14 protein-coding genes are annotated in these 14,064 nt (G+C 66.1%); 6 read left to right on the forward strand and 8 right to left on the reverse strand.

The window, feature by feature from the left end; translation table 11 throughout:
* Window positions 1-40: 40 nt before the first annotated feature.
* The 4 genes from AC5Y3Z_RS00830 to wrbA all read left to right on the forward strand — a co-directional run bounded on the left by AC5Y3Z_RS00830 (window position 41) and on the right by wrbA (window position 4,448).
* Window positions 41-1,141, forward strand: a complete 1,101-nt coding sequence (locus AC5Y3Z_RS00830) for a glycosyltransferase (protein ID WP_473138955.1) — start codon at window positions 41-43, stop codon at window positions 1,139-1,141.
* 199 nt (window positions 1,142-1,340) lie between these two features.
* On the forward strand, window positions 1,341-2,801 hold the full coding sequence (locus AC5Y3Z_RS00835) for a phytoene desaturase family protein (protein WP_473138956.1): 1,461 nt from the start codon (window positions 1,341-1,343) through the stop codon (window positions 2,799-2,801).
* Entirely contained in the window at window positions 2,782-3,849 is a 1,068-nt protein-coding gene (locus AC5Y3Z_RS00840) for a DUF4185 domain-containing protein (RefSeq protein WP_499917973.1), read from the forward strand. The genes AC5Y3Z_RS00835 and AC5Y3Z_RS00840 overlap by 20 nt, the downstream gene beginning before the upstream one ends.
* Window positions 3,846-4,448: an NAD(P)H:quinone oxidoreductase gene (wrbA, locus tag AC5Y3Z_RS00845; RefSeq protein ID WP_463827083.1), complete on the forward strand. Its 603-nt coding sequence runs from the start codon at window positions 3,846-3,848 to the stop codon at window positions 4,446-4,448. The genes AC5Y3Z_RS00840 and wrbA overlap by 4 nt, the downstream gene beginning before the upstream one ends.
* Before the next feature lie 157 nt (window positions 4,449-4,605).
* Here the strand turns inward: wrbA and ilvC are convergent, their stop codons facing one another.
* From ilvC to AC5Y3Z_RS00860, 3 genes are read right to left on the reverse strand one after another with little or no spacing between them, the layout of a single operon-like run.
* Window positions 4,606-5,607, reverse strand: a complete 1,002-nt coding sequence (ilvC, locus tag AC5Y3Z_RS00850; protein WP_473139249.1) for a ketol-acid reductoisomerase — start codon at window positions 5,605-5,607, stop codon at window positions 4,606-4,608.
* Window positions 5,608-5,659: 52 nt separating this feature from the next.
* Entirely contained in the window at window positions 5,660-6,175 is a 516-nt protein-coding gene (gene ilvN, locus AC5Y3Z_RS00855) for an acetolactate synthase small subunit (protein WP_463827084.1), read from the reverse strand.
* Complete coding sequence (locus AC5Y3Z_RS00860; protein ID WP_473139250.1) at window positions 6,175-7,992, reverse strand: acetolactate synthase large subunit; 1,818 nt, start codon at window positions 7,990-7,992, stop codon at window positions 6,175-6,177. Before AC5Y3Z_RS00860 ends, ilvN begins: the two co-directional genes overlap by 1 nt.
* A 318-nt stretch (window positions 7,993-8,310) precedes the next feature.
* On the opposite strand from AC5Y3Z_RS00860, the gene AC5Y3Z_RS00865 reads away from it, so the two are divergent.
* On the forward strand, window positions 8,311-8,649 hold the full coding sequence (locus tag AC5Y3Z_RS00865) for a PH domain-containing protein (RefSeq protein ID WP_463827187.1): 339 nt from the start codon (window positions 8,311-8,313) through the stop codon (window positions 8,647-8,649).
* Here the strand turns inward: AC5Y3Z_RS00865 and AC5Y3Z_RS00870 are convergent, their stop codons facing one another.
* The 3 genes from AC5Y3Z_RS00870 to AC5Y3Z_RS00880 all read right to left on the reverse strand — a co-directional run bounded on the left by AC5Y3Z_RS00870 (window position 8,650) and on the right by AC5Y3Z_RS00880 (window position 11,672).
* On the reverse strand, window positions 8,650-10,038 hold the full coding sequence (locus tag AC5Y3Z_RS00870) for a neutral zinc metallopeptidase (RefSeq protein ID WP_473139251.1): 1,389 nt from the start codon (window positions 10,036-10,038) through the stop codon (window positions 8,650-8,652).
* Window positions 10,039-10,127: 89 nt separating this feature from the next.
* Entirely contained in the window at window positions 10,128-10,424 is a 297-nt protein-coding gene (locus AC5Y3Z_RS00875) for a DUF4333 domain-containing protein (RefSeq protein ID WP_499918102.1), read from the reverse strand.
* A 405-nt stretch (window positions 10,425-10,829) separates the two neighbouring features.
* Window positions 10,830-11,672 carry a DoxX family protein gene (locus tag AC5Y3Z_RS00880; protein WP_463827087.1) on the reverse strand — a complete coding sequence of 281 codons (843 nt, stop codon included), beginning with the start codon at window positions 11,670-11,672 and terminating at the stop codon, window positions 10,830-10,832.
* 123 nt (window positions 11,673-11,795) lie between these two features.
* Between AC5Y3Z_RS00880 and AC5Y3Z_RS00885 the strand changes: the two genes are divergently transcribed.
* Entirely contained in the window at window positions 11,796-12,917 is a 1,122-nt protein-coding gene (locus AC5Y3Z_RS00885) for a PQQ-dependent sugar dehydrogenase (protein ID WP_463827088.1), read from the forward strand.
* Window positions 12,918-12,920: 3 nt separating this feature from the next.
* Here the strand turns inward: AC5Y3Z_RS00885 and AC5Y3Z_RS00890 are convergent, their stop codons facing one another.
* Together AC5Y3Z_RS00890 and AC5Y3Z_RS00895 are read right to left on the reverse strand one after the other, a co-directional pair.
* Entirely contained in the window at window positions 12,921-13,460 is a 540-nt protein-coding gene (locus AC5Y3Z_RS00890; RefSeq protein ID WP_473139253.1) for a flavin reductase family protein, read from the reverse strand.
* 114 nt (window positions 13,461-13,574) lie between these two features.
* On the reverse strand, window positions 13,575-14,063 hold the full coding sequence (locus AC5Y3Z_RS00895; protein WP_463827089.1) for a flavin reductase family protein: 489 nt from the start codon (window positions 14,061-14,063) through the stop codon (window positions 13,575-13,577).
* Window position 14,064: the final 1 nt, after the last annotated feature.

The raw sequence follows: 14,064 nt of genomic DNA on the forward strand, positions 1-14,064 counted from the left end.
TCTGCCAGCGACCACCAGCGCTGCTGGGTACGATCCGGCCGTGTCCTGCCCTGCACGCCCAGCGATCTGCGTCAACATGATCGTCCGAAACGAGGCGGGGATCATTCGGGAGACCTTGGACAACATCGCGCCCTACATCAGCTGCTGGGTGATCGTGGACACCGGTTCCGACGACGGAACCCAGAACGTCATCCGCGATCACATGGCGCGCCACGGAATTCCCGGGGCGCTCCATCAGCGGCCGTGGCGCAACTTCGGGCACAACCGGTCCGAGGCGTTGGCCCTCGCTCAGGGCCACGGCGACTACATCTGGGTTCTCGACGCTGACGACAAGGTCGTCGGCAACCTCGATTTCGGCCAGTTGGGCGACGACCTCTACCAACTCCGTTATGGCCCGAGCTCCGACATCAATTGGCGACCGAACCTGTTCCGCGACGGGCTGCCGGTCCGCTACGAGGGCGTGATCCACGAGTACGTCATGGTGGACTCCGATTTCAGCCACGACCGAGTCGATGGTGACTACTACATCGAGTCTGGCCGCCTCGGTGCCCGTAACTCGAATCCGCAGCAGAAGTACGAAAGCGACCGCGACCTGCTGCTCACCGAGCTCGAACGTAACCCCGAAGATGCCCGGTCGGTGTTCTATCTGGCGCAAAGCTATTTCGACTTGGGCGATTTCGAGAACGCCCGCAAGTGGTACGAGCACCGCGTCGAAATGGGCGGATGGGCCGAAGAGGTGTACTACTCGATGTACCGTGTCGGAGAGTCGATGTCGTCGATGGGTGCGCCCTGGCCGCAGGTGCAAGACGCCTACCTGCGGGCCTGGGAGTTCCGGCCGACTCGCGCAGAAGCGTTGTACGCCATCGCTTTTCGGTACCGCCTCGATAAGCGCTACCGACTGGGCTATCTGTTCGCCAAGCACGCCGCCGAGATCCCGTTACCCACCGAGGACACGTTGAATGTCAGCGCCGATACCTACAATTGGGGCGCGCTCGACGAGGCGGCCGTGTGCGCGTCGTGGATCGACGAGCACGCCGAAGCCGTGACACTCTGGCGGCGCATATTGGCCCGGCCCAACATCCCCGACCTCGATCGGCAACGGATTGCAGCCAACTGCGACAACAGTGCGCGGTTGATTTGAGCTGCTGCATCGACGTATGGCAGACGGGTGGCCGATGCCTGCCTGCCAGCGGCCGACCCCGCGCTAATGCTCGAGCGGTATCTGTATCTGGAATTCTGTCCGTTCGCTACCGGGCGAGCCCGCGAGCCACACTCTGTGGCTGATACGCGGCCGGCAGGGCACCTGGTTTCTCCGGGACGCCGTCGGCTGTAATGGACCTATGGACGTCACCGTCGTCGGCAGCGGGCCCAATGGGCTTGCCGCGGCCGTCATTTGTGCACGCGCCGGACTGAAAGTCCAGGTGCTGGAGGCCCAGCCCACCTTCGGCGGCGGCGCCCGCACCCAGGTCGACGCCGAATACTGCGGCGTTTCGCACGACGTATGTTCGGCGGTGCACCCGTTGGCGATCGCGTCCCCGTTCTTCGCCGAATTCGATCTGGCCGCACGGGGTGTGCAACTGGCCATCCCGGAAATCTCCTACGCCAACCCGCTTCCGGACCGCCCGGCCGCGATTGCCTACCGCGATCTGCAGCGCACCTGTGCCGAGTTGACCGATGGCACGTCCTGGCGACGCTTTCTGGGCCCGTTGGTACGCGACGACGACGCGGTGGTGAACTTTCTGCTCGGCGACAAACGGTCGGTCCCCGGTTCGTTGCTCACCACGGCGCGGTTGGGCATGCGGCTCCTGGCTCAGGGCACCCCGGCGTGGGCCACGCTGGGGGGTGAGGATGCCCGCGCATTGTTCACCGGCGTTGCCGCCCATGCGATCACGCCGTTGCCGTCCCTCGCGTCGGCGGGCGCTGGATTGATGTTGGCCACTCTCGCCCATTCGGTCGGGTGGCCTGTTCCGGTGGGTGGCACCCAGCTGATCTCCGATGCGTTGATCGCCGATCTGCGCGCGCATGGCGGTGAGTTGACGGCCGGCGTCGAGGTCACGTATGCGCCGGATTCGGTGACCATTTTCGACACCGCGCCCACCACTCTGCTTCAGGTGTACGCAGACACAATTCCGGCCGGTTACGCGAAAGCATTGCGCCGCTATCGTTTTGGCTCAGGTGTCGCGAAGGTGGATTTCGTGTTGAGCGGTGAAATTCCGTGGGCGGACACGCGACTGCGCAACGCCCCGACGCTGCATCTCGGCGGTACCCGCGCACAGATGGCGCGCGCCGAGGCCGAGATCGCCGCCGGCCGGCATGCGGAATCGCCGATGGTGCTCGCCTCGTTGCCGCACCTCGTCGATCCCGGCCGGGTCGACGAGGCCGGCCGCCGGCCGTTCTGGACCTATGCTCACGTGCCGTCGGGGTCCAACGTCGACGCCACCGAAACGGTGACGGACGTCGTCGAGCGGTTCGCGCCCGGTTTCCGCGACACCGTGGTAGCGGCCCGCGCGGTGCCGGCGGCGGCGATGGCAGACCACAACGCCAACTACGTCGGTGGTGACATCGCGGTAGGCGGGGCGTCGGTTCTTCGGGCTACGCTGGGCCCGACGCCGCGGCTGAACCCTTGGAGCACACCGATTCCCAAGGTTTACCTGTGTTCGTCCGCCACCCCGCCGGGTGCCGGTGTGCACGGGATGGCGGGCTATTACGCGGCCCGCACCGTGCTACGTCGTGAATTCGGCATCACTGAGATGCCCGGGCTGGGCCCCGCAGCAGCGGATGATGCGACCGCAACGCGGTAGCGCGCTCAACCTCGGGTCGGTCGCCGGTACCGGCTCGAGGGTCGGGATACCGGGGATCGGTGCAGCGGACCTGGGCGAAGTCGTGCAACTCCCCGATGGGCGGTATGTCGCCATTTTCGGGGACGCGTTCGGCGGCGATCATGTCGGCGCCGAGCTGCACTACGCGTCGGTGGCGGTGCCGGTGGCGTTCGACGCCAACGACCGCCCGAGTTTCGGTGCTCCGCTGACCGGGCCGACGAACAGCCCGAATGTGTTGTTCCCCACTCCCCCACCGGCCCGCGGCTCCAACACACTGCCGGCGGGCAGCATCCGGATGCGCGACGGCACCACCTTCGTGATGGTCACGGGCACAACGAGTTTGCGCCCCGACGGCGGCTCCTGGCTGGTTCTGGTTACCAACGATCCCGGGTCGGGCTGGCCGCCGGTGCGCGGATCATGGCGCCCCTGGACCCCCGGCGAACACGGAACCAGCCCGCTCAGCCACCCTACCCAGATCAGCGGATGCCAGGCCGCCGACGGTTTCGTCTACATCGCCGCCGACTCGTTCGACCGCTCCCAGCCGGTAACCATGTATCGCGTCGCCGCGGGGCGGGTAGCCGACCGCGGCGTCTGGCGGCCCTGGACCGGTGCCGGATGGGGCGCCCCCGGCAAGGTCGCCACCGTGCCGATCGGCCGGGACCGGTTCGGTGAACTCAGCTTCCGGGAGATCGACGGCCGACCGGTGCTGGCCGGCTTCAACGCGTCCAACGGGCCCGGTGCGGTCGAGGTGCACGTCGGTTGCGGCAGCCCACCAGAAGTGCTCGCGCCGAACGCGTCTCGCACGATCGTCGTACAACAACACGATCCGGATCTACCCAACTTCGTCCCGCAGAACTACGGGGGTTACCTTGTGCCGCTGCCTGATTCAACGCTGGACAAGCTGAATCTGTTCGTCAGCCAGTGGCACACCCCCCACGATGGCCAGGGACGTCCGATCGGCCCACAGATCTACAACACCCAGCACATCGTCGTCAATGCCAACCGGGACCGGCCTACGCTGACCTCATGACCAAACTCGCGATCATTTACTACTCCGCCACCGGCCACGGCACCACGATGGCCAAGCGCGTCGCGGCCGCCGCCGAAGCCGCGGGCGCCGAGGTCCGGCTACGCCACGTGGCAGAGACCCGCGACCCCGACTCGTTCGCGCACAACCCGGCATGGACGGCGAATTACGAAGCGACCAAAGACCTTCCAGCAGCCACCGGCGATGACATCGTGTGGGCCGACGCGGTGATCTTCGGCTCCCCCACCCGCTTCGCCGCCACGACATCGCAGTTTCAGACGTTCATGGACTCGCTCGGGGGTCTGTGGGCCCAGGGCAAACTGGCCGACAAGGTATACGCGGCGTGGACGTCCACCGAATCACCACACGGCGGGCAAGAGACCACGCTGGTCAGCCTCTACATGTCGTTGATGCACTGGGGCGGGATCCTGGTGCCGCCCGGATACACCGACCCGCTGAAGTTCGTCGACGGCAACCCCTACGGGGTGAGCTTGGTCGCCAACCGCGAGAACATCACCGAGCTCGGCGAAGCCACGATCAACGCACTGGATCATCTGGCCCGGCGGGTGGTCTCGGTGGCAGGGCGACTGGCCGCCGGTTGAGCGGGCCGCCCGTCGCGCCGATGCGGCACCCAAGTCCGCCGAGCGTCACGCTGGAGCAACGATCGGCGCCAAACGCCACTCTGGCGTGACGCTCGGCCCGCCGAACGCCACTCTGGCGTGACGCTCGGCGCCCGAGGTGCGGTAGGGCTGCCCGCCGCTAGGCGGTCTCGGTGATCGGGCGGTCCACCCAGCTCATCAGATCGCGCAGCTTCTTGCCGGTGACCTCGATGGGGTGCTCGGCGTTCTCCTTGCGCAGCGCCTCGAGCTCCTTGTTGCCGCCCTCGACGTTGGCCACCAGCTTCTTGGTGAAGGTGCCGTCCTGAATGTCGCGCAGGATCGCGCGCATCCGCTCCTTGGTGTCGGCGTCGATGACGCGCGGGCCGGACAGGTAGCCACCGAACTCCGCGGTGTCGGACACCGAGTAGTTCATCCGGGCGATGCCACCCTCGTACATCAGGTCCACGATCAGCTTGAGTTCGTGCAGCACCTCGAAGTAGGCCATCTCCGGCGGGTAACCCGCCTCGACCATCACATCGAAGCCGGTCTTCACCAATTCCTCGGTGCCGCCGCACAACACGGCCTGTTCACCGAACAGGTCGGTTTCGGTCTCGTCTTTGAACGTGGTCTTGATGACGCCGGCGCGGGTACCGCCGATGGCCTTGGCGTAGGACAGTGCCAGCGCCTCACCGTTGCCGGTCGGGTCCTGGTCCACAGCGATCAGCGCGGGCACACCCTTGCCGTCGACGAACTGACGGCGCACCAGGTGGCCGGGGCCTTTGGGGGCGACCATCGCGACGGTGACATTGGCCGGCGGCTTGATCAGGTCGAAGTGGATGTTGAGCCCGTGGCCGAAGAACAACGCGTCGCCGTCGTTCAGATTGGGCTCGATGTCGTGGGTGAAGATCTCGGCCTGCGCGGTGTCGGGCGCCAGCAGCATGATCACGTCGGCCCACTTGGCCACCTCGGCGGGCGTGTCGACCTCGAGGCCCTGCTCCTCGACCTTGGCCCGCGACTTCGAACCCTCTTTGAGGCCCACCTTCACCTCGACGCCGGAGTCGCGCAGGCTCAGCGAGTGCGCGTGCCCCTGGCTGCCGTAGCCGATCACTCCGACCTTGCGACCCTGGATGATCGACAGGTCTGCGTCGTCGTCGTAGAACATCTCCAATGCCTCTGGCACGTCTCTATCTCCTTGTAGTTGGGCAGCGAAAAATCTACTTGGCGGTGCCGATGCCGCGCGAACCGCGGGCCATGGACACCACGCCGGATTGGACGATCTCCTTGATGCCGAACGGCTCCAACAGCCGCAGCAGCGCTTCGAGCTTGCCGCGGTTGCCGGTGGCCTCGACGATCAGCGACTCCGGGGACACATCAATCACATTGGCGCGGAACAGGTTTGCCGCTTCGATCACCTGACTACGGGTGCCCGCGTCGGCTCGCACCTTGATCAGCGCCAACTCGCGGTCCACCGAATTGTCGTTATCCTGCTCGACGATCTTGATCACGTTGATCAACTTGTTGAGCTGCTTGGTGATCTGCTCGAGCGGAGTCGCCTCGGCGGAGACCACGATGGTCATCCGGGACATGTCCTTCTGCTCGGTCGCGCCCACAGCCAGCGACTCGATGTTGAAACCGCGCCGGGAGAACAACGCCGCAACGCGGGCCAGCACACCGGGCTTGTCTTCGACCAGCACCGACAAGGTGTGGGTCTTCGTCGAACCGGTAGCCATCAGGCGTGCCCTTCGGTGATGTCGTCGAACAGGGGACGAATCCCGCGTGCAGCCTGGATCTCGTCGTTGCTGGTGCCGGCGGCGACCATCGGCCAGACCTGAGCGTCGGCGCCGACGATGAAGTCGATCACCACCGGGCGGTCGTTGATCTCGCGCGCCTTCTGGATCATGTCGGCGACGTCTTCCTCACGCTCGCAACGCATTCCGACGCAACCCAGCGCCTCGGCCAGCTTGACGAAGTCGGGAATGCGGTGCGAGTGCGTGGCCAGGTCGGTCTGGGAGTACCGCTCCTCATAGAACAGGGTCTGCCACTGCCGCACCATGCCCAGGTTGCCGTTGTTGATCAGCGCCACCTTGATCGGGATGCCTTCGATGGCACAGGTGGCCAGCTCCTGGTTGGTCATCTGGAAGCAGCCGTCGCCGTCGATCGCCCACACCTCGGTGTCGGGCAGCGCGATCTTGGCGCCCATGGCCGCCGGGATCGCGAAGCCCATGGTGCCTAGACCGCCGGAATTCAGCCACGTGCGCGGCTTTTCGTATTTGATGAACTGCGCGGCCCACATCTGGTGCTGTCCGACCCCGGCCACGTAGATGGCGTCCGGGCCGGCGATCTCACCGAGTTTCTCGATGACGTACTCCGGTCCGAGGCTGCCGTCGCTCTGCGGGTCGTAGCTCAGCGGGTAGGTCTTGCGGACCCCCTCCAGGTACTCCCACCAGCCCGTCATGTCGATGTTGCCGGGCACCTCGTAGTGGCGCAGCATCTCGATCAATTCGGTGATGACGTTGCGGACGTCGCCGACGATCGGCACGTCGGCGTGCCGGTTCTTGCCGATCTCGGCGGGGTCGATGTCGGCGTGGATGACTTTGGCCTCGGGCGCGAACGAGTCGAGTCGTCCGGTCACCCGGTCGTCGAAGCGGGTGCCGAGCGCGATCAGCAGGTCGCTGCGCTGCAGCGCCGCCACGGCGCCGACCGTGCCGTGCATGCCCGGCATGCCGAAGTTCTGCGGGTGGCTGTCGGGGAACGCGCCGCGCGCCATCAACGTGGTGACCACCGGGATTCCGGTCAGTTCGGCCAGCTGCCGCAGTTGCTCGGTCGCCTGACCGCGGATCACCCCGCCGCCGACGTAGAGCACCGGCTTGCGGGCGGCGGCGATCAGCTTGGCCGCCTCGGCGATCTTGCGGTTGTGCGGCTTGGTATTCGGCTTGTAGCCGGGCAGATCCATCCGCGGCGGCCAGCTGAAGGTGCACTGGCCCTGCAGCACGTCCTTGGGGATATCGACGAGAACAGCGCCAGGACGCCCACTCGCGGCGATGTGGAAGGCCTCGGCGATCACCTGCGGGATCTCGTCGCCGGTGCGCACCAGGAAGTTGTGCTTGGTGATCGGCATCGTGATGCCGGAGATGTCGGCCTCCTGGAAGGCGTCGGTGCCGATCAGCTGTCGTCCGACCTGACCGGTGATGGCCACCACCGGGATGGAGTCCATCTGTGCGTCGGCCAGCGGGGTCACCAGGTTGGTGGCACCCGGGCCCGAGGTCGCCATGCACACCCCGACGCGACCGGTGGCATGGGCGTAGCCGCTGGCGGCGTGACCGGCGCCCTGCTCGTGGCGGACCAGCACGTGACGCAGCTGCTGGGAGTCGAACAGCGGATCATAGACGGGCAGTACCGCGCCGCCCGGGATGCCGAAGATGACGTCGACGTCGAGCGCCTCCAACGATCGGATCACCGCCTGGGCACCGGTAACTTGGTGCGGCGCAATGTGTTTGGGCTGGCCCGTGGCCGGCTTCCGCGCGGCTTTGCCGGCATCGGAGGCGATGCTGGCCGCCTTCTCGGATGCGGGCGTGGGGGCCGGTGCCGGTGACTGCGTGGGTGCGCTCACTGTGTCCTCTTCGGGTGTTCTTCTTCGGCGTCTCGGGGCAAGAAAAAACCCCCGTCAGCTGGGCTGCTGTACGAGGGTCGCGTTGGTGCTCGATAGAGCTAGTCAGGCACCAACGCGCCGACTAAGTACTACGAGCATTCCAGACTTCATAGCGTCCGACGGTAGCCTTCGCACTGCTCAGCAGTCAAATCCCGGCGGCGATGCGATGATGCGTGGGTGGTTACCAAGTCGCCCGTCGTGCTCAAAGTGTCCCCGATGGCGCATCTCGCGGTGGGTTTCCTGACGTTGTGCCTGCTGGTCCCGGTACTGGCGTGGCCGCCGAGCGCTCCGGTGCTGGTGATCCCGGTGCTGCTGTCGGCGCTGATCGTCCGGCTGCGCACCGTGGCCGATGCCGACGGCGTGACGGTGCGGACCCTGCTCGGCAGCCGGTCGGTGGCGTGGGACGACATCGACGGGCTGCGGTTCCACCGCGGTTCCTGGGCGCGCGCGCACCTCAAGAGCGGCGCTGAGCTGCGGCTACCCGCCGTGACATTTGCAACGCTGCCGCTGCTGACCGAAGCCAGTGCCGGACGGGTTCCCAATCCGTACCGCTGATCAGGCGATTCGGTTGAAGCACTCCTCGATGTTGTCGAGTACGCCCGCCCGAAACGCGATGATGCGGGTGAAGCCGGCCGGGGTGTTGCCGCCGTTGACGTCACTGGCGGCTACACCGTTCATCAACAGCCCGATCAGCGCCTTGTCCAGGTCACCTGCCGTCAGCACCAGTTGCTTGCCGGAGGGGATCGAGACGGGCTGCGCCATGCCGCGCTGAGCGGCACCGGTCAGACACGCCGTCCGCACCGCGGTCATCGGCGTGTCCAGCGACAAACTCCGCTCGCGCTGCACCGCCAGCGCGTACCTCGAGGCGACGATGGACAGCGCGGTGTTGTCGCCCTGCAGCATCTGCGGATCGGTCATTCCTTTGCGGCCGCCGGGTTTGCCGATCTGCTGCAGGCTCGCCAGGTCGGCGATGACGGTGTTGCTCGCCGGGCAGTACGAGGCGCCCTGGGTGGGCTTGGCGTCCGAGCAGCCGCTGGACGTAAACGACAGGGTGGGCGGCGATTTCGGCGCAAACACCACGTTGAGGATGTCGACCAGCGTCTGAACGGTGTCTTCGTTCACGGTGACCTCGCCGGCCTCCGTGCCACCGGAGGAGCTTTCCTGCAAGGCCACCGGCAGGCCCTCACGGCGCTTCTTGATCTCGGAGGTGTCGATCTTGGCGCAGGTCCCCGACCCGCTGTCGAAGCCCATCTGGAACGCGCTGACCCGGTCGAACCCGGAGCCGTGCTCGGAGTCTTCGGACTCCTCGTATTCTTCCTCGTTCATGATCGGATCTGATGTCTTCAACATTCCGGCGATCACATGGCTCAACGCATCGCCGGTGCTCAGCGTGAACCGCGACGAGTGGCCCGCCGCGACCCACTGCAGATAGACCCCGGCGAAACAATCCGCCTGCTGCTCCATGACGATCGTCGGGGTCCGCGAACTGATCAATCCCCCGTTGTGCTGCAACGAGTGCCCGAATTCGTGGGCGAGAATCCCGACCACCGCCATATCGCCGAAATACTTCTGCGCCGCGGGGAACAACTGGCCCCGGTCCCATTTGACGAGATTGCAGCTCGGCGAGTACGAGGCATTGATAGACCCGGCGGACCTGTTCCGGCAGATGACCGGACTGCGCGAATCGCGCGAGTCATAAGACCAGACTTCACTGACGGCTTTGAATGGACGTTTGGCGGCGTCGGGCCAATTCGCCTTCCAGAATTCTTCGATGTCATTGAGTGCCAACATGGACAACCGGTCGATTTCGCCGTTGTCGGAGTTTTTCACCGTCCCGGTCGGTTTGGGCGCGTTCGGGCGGGGGCCGCTGGGCCCCTCACTCAGCGGCAGCCCCCCGACTTCGGTGGGGTCGTAGACACCTGACACGGCCCGTCCACTGACCATGGTCGTCTTGCCCGACGAACTGCAGCCGGCCAGGGCCAGACACGTAATCGCGGTCACGGCAACAACTTTGCCCCACTTCGTGGCCCGCTTCACTTGCCGCCGTCCAACTGGGGCAGCCCCACCTCGTAAGTGCCGTCGTCATCTTTGAAAGTCACCTTCACCTGGCGCGACTTTCCGCGAACGTTGACGGTGCAGGTGAAACTCTCACCTTTGTCGACCGTAGGGTCTTGGCCGCCATTGCATTTGACGTCCTTGATGTCACCGGAGCTGTAACCGATGACCCGGTCCAACAGGACTTGTTGCACCTGCGCCTGCACATCGGCGACGGCGATTTTCTTGACGTCCTGATTCACCACCGCGGTCACGAGCACAACGACGATGACCACAATCAAGGCGGCGACAATTCCGCCGATAATCAGGATTGGTTTATTCTTCGATCCGCTTTTCTTCGGCAGACCGGGCGGCGGACTGGGCTGACCGTATTGCCCCGGGGGTGGAGCATATTGGCGCGCCGGCGGTTGACCGTATGGTCCCGGCGGGTGACTGTAAGGCCGCGGCGGCTGACCGTATTGCGGCGGTCGCTGTACCCACGGGTTGCCGGGCTGCGGGGGATATCCGGCCGGGCGCCGCGGATCCGGTCGCTGCGGCCAAGGCGGCTGGTTGTAATCGCGGGGTGTGCTCACCGTGACCCCCATGGTCGACCCGACACCGACTGAACCACCGTCGCACGGAGCGACAACGGCTCTCAGGCTAAGTTATCAGCGGCCGGCTGACGAGGAGAATCTGCCGAATCAAGCCAGCGGATTGACGCCGTTGAGCAGCACCCACACCGTGATACCGGCGGCGATCCCGCTCAGCAGCGCCACGAACGAGCCGATGAAAGGCCGGGTGGCCCAGCCGCGGCCCGCGTCCAGACCGTAACGACCGGGACCGGCCAGGATGACGGCGACAGCCATCACGATCAGGCTGATCTGGTATTCGTGCCCGTCGGGCAGGAAATAGGTGAACGTGTTCGAGCGCGGCCGGGCCGAGGCGCTGGCGAGCAACCCGTTGATCAGGAAGGCCAGTGCACCCGCGGCAGCGATCGGGGTGAAAAGTCCCAGCACCAGCAGTACGCCTGCCACGATCTCCCCGCCGGCACTCACGTAGGCCAGGATGTCGGCGTGCTGGTAGCCGACGTCGGTCAGCGAGTTCTTGAATGCGTGCAGACCTGAACCACCCCACCAACCGAACAACTTCTGCAGTCCGTGGGCGATCAACACCGCACCGAGTCCGATCCGCAGCACCATCAACCCGAAGTTCTGGGTACCGCGCCGCCCGGCGGTGTGCAGCCGATCTTCCTCGTCGTCGATGTCGATGGCGGCCGGCGCCACCGGCACCTGGCGGGCGGGCTGCGGCGAATGGACGTAGGGCAGCGGCTCCTGCGCGTCGAGCAGGTGGTACCCCGAGCCGCTCTCGCCGGCATCGAGGGGCGGGATGATGGTCGTGGTTCCGGTGTTGCCGAAGTTGGTGGAATACCCCGCCGGGGTCAAGTCGTCCTCGGGGTCAACCAGGCTGGCCGTAGCGGGACGGCTGGAGGTTGGCACTGCGGTACTGCCCGGCCGCTGCCAATGCGAATCATTCGAACTGGTCACGGGTGCCAGGGTAAGGGCAATTTCGCCGGAAGCTGGGATTTGAGCGGCGCTTCTGTCTGTTAAATCCGCAGTTCGGCCGATCGGCAGGCTGTCCCGACCACGATTTCCCGTAGCCTGTCGGTCATGCGATTACGGCGGTCGGTTCGGTGCGCGCTGGTGGCGCTGTCCGCCGCGGTGCTGGTGTCGAGCGGTTGCGCGCGGTTCAACGACGCCCAATCACAACCGTTCACCACGGCGCCCGAGCTCAAGCCGCAGCCCAGCTCGACGCCGCCCCCACCGCCCCCGTTACCGGCGACGCCGTTTCCGAAGGAATGTCCGGCACCCGGGGTGATGCAGGGCTGCCTGGAAAGCACCAGCGGTCTGATCATGGGGGTCGACAGCAAGACGGCGTTGGTCGCCGAGCGCACCACCGGCGTAGTCCGGGAAGTCTCCGTCAGCGCCGAGCCCAAAGTGAAGATGGTCATCCCGGTGGACCCGTCCGGGGACGGCGGCTTGATGGATATCGTGCTGTCCCCCACCTTCTCGCAGGATCGGCTGATGTACGCCTACGTCAGCACTCCCACCGACAACCGGGTCATCCGCATCGCCGAGGGCGACGTGGCCAAGGACATCCTGACCGGAATTCCCAAAGGCGCCACCGGCAACACCGGGGCGTTGATCTTCACCAGTCCGACCACCCTGGTTGTGCTGACCGGTGATGCCGGCAACCCGGCACTGGCCGCGGATCCGAAATCGTTGGCGGGCAAGGTATTACGTATCGAACAGCCCACCACGCTGGGTCAGGCGCCGCCGACGACGGCGCTGTCGGGCATCGGTTCCGGTGGGGGCCTGTGCATCGACCCCGTCGACGGGTCGCTCTACGTCGCCGACCGCACCCCCGGCGCGGACCGGTTGCAACGCATCACCAAGAAGTCCGAGGTCTCCACCGTGTGGACCTGGCCGGACAAACCCGGCGTGGCCGGCTGCGCAGCGATGGACGGCACCGTGCTGGTCAACCTGATCAACACCAAGCTCACCGTCGCCGTCAGGCTCGCAGCCAAGACCGGTGCGGTCACCGGCGAGCCCGACGTGGTGCGCAAGGACACGCACGGCCACGCGTGGGCGCTGCGGATGTCGCCGGACGGCAACGTCTGGGGCGCGACGGTGAACAAGACGGCCGGGGACGCTGAGAAGCTCGACGACGTGGTGTTCCCGTTGTTCCCGCAGGGTGGCGGATTCCCCCGCAACAACGACGACAAGACCTGACGGTCAGGGCACGTCGAGGGTGAACCTCAGGCCGTAGCGGCCGTTCGCATCGGACCGGCTGCCGTCGTGCAGGCGCTGCGGAGCTTCCTGGCCGGGATCGAGATCCTCGTCGAGATCGGACAGGTACAGCAGGTCCTCGGGGCCGTCGGGCGCCCACGCCGCGACCGGTTCCAGCAGGTAGGCCACATGATCGCCGACCGGGCTGCGGCTGTAGGTCCGCGCGACGAACCAGGCCGCCGCGTCATCGAGGATCGGCATTCCCGCCGGGCCGCCGCGCCAGGGACAGCGGGCGAAGGTCTCGGCGGCGCCGTCGCCGCGGCGCCCGAAAAGCTCAGCCAGCACCTGCTGGTTGCGCGGCAGGACATGCAGCGCTACATATTCCGACCGATTCGCCACCTCGTGGATGCGACTGTCCAGCGGCACACTGACCATGAAGCTGGGCGGTTGCACGCTGGTCTGGCTGGCGAAGGCGACCAGAGCTCCCGCCGGCTGACCGTCGGCCTGCGTCGTCATCACGAACGCCGGCGAATCCAGCATGGACATCAGGACGTCGAACGGTTCCTCGATCACCTCACCATGATGCGCGGTCGACGGCCCGTCCTGACGGTTTTTCTGGTGGATCGAAGGCCGGATTCATAGCGAATACCGAACAACGGGTTACGGGTCGTGGCCGGGTTTGACGTCGAGGACGTCGGCGAACCTGATGACCTGCACATCGCTGTCGGCGAACCAGGCGTCGACGGGTTCGAGGAGATAGCCGGTGTGGTCGCCGAAGTCGATGCGTTTCACTGTCTTGCCGACCATCCAGGCCGCCGCGCCGTCCAGAATCGGCATGTCCTGCGGACCGTGGTGCCAGGCACAGTGCGCGAACTTGTCCAGCTCGTCGTCGGTTTCGCCGCCGAAGAGCCGGGCCAGGTTCATCTCGCGCTTGGCGAGGAGGTGCACGGCGAGGTGGTCGGAGCGCCGCGCCACGCCGAAAGTGTGGTTGGTGCGCGACAGTCCCACCAGGAACCGTGGCGGATCGATACCGACCTGGGTGGCGAAACCGACCAGGCAGCCTGAGCGTTCGCCGTCGGCCTGGGTGGTCACCGCGATCATGGCGGCGTCCATCAGCTCAGTCAGCCGGTACAGCCAGTCCTTGCCCACC

The organism is Mycobacterium sp. NGS61 (genome assembly GCF_059812325.1).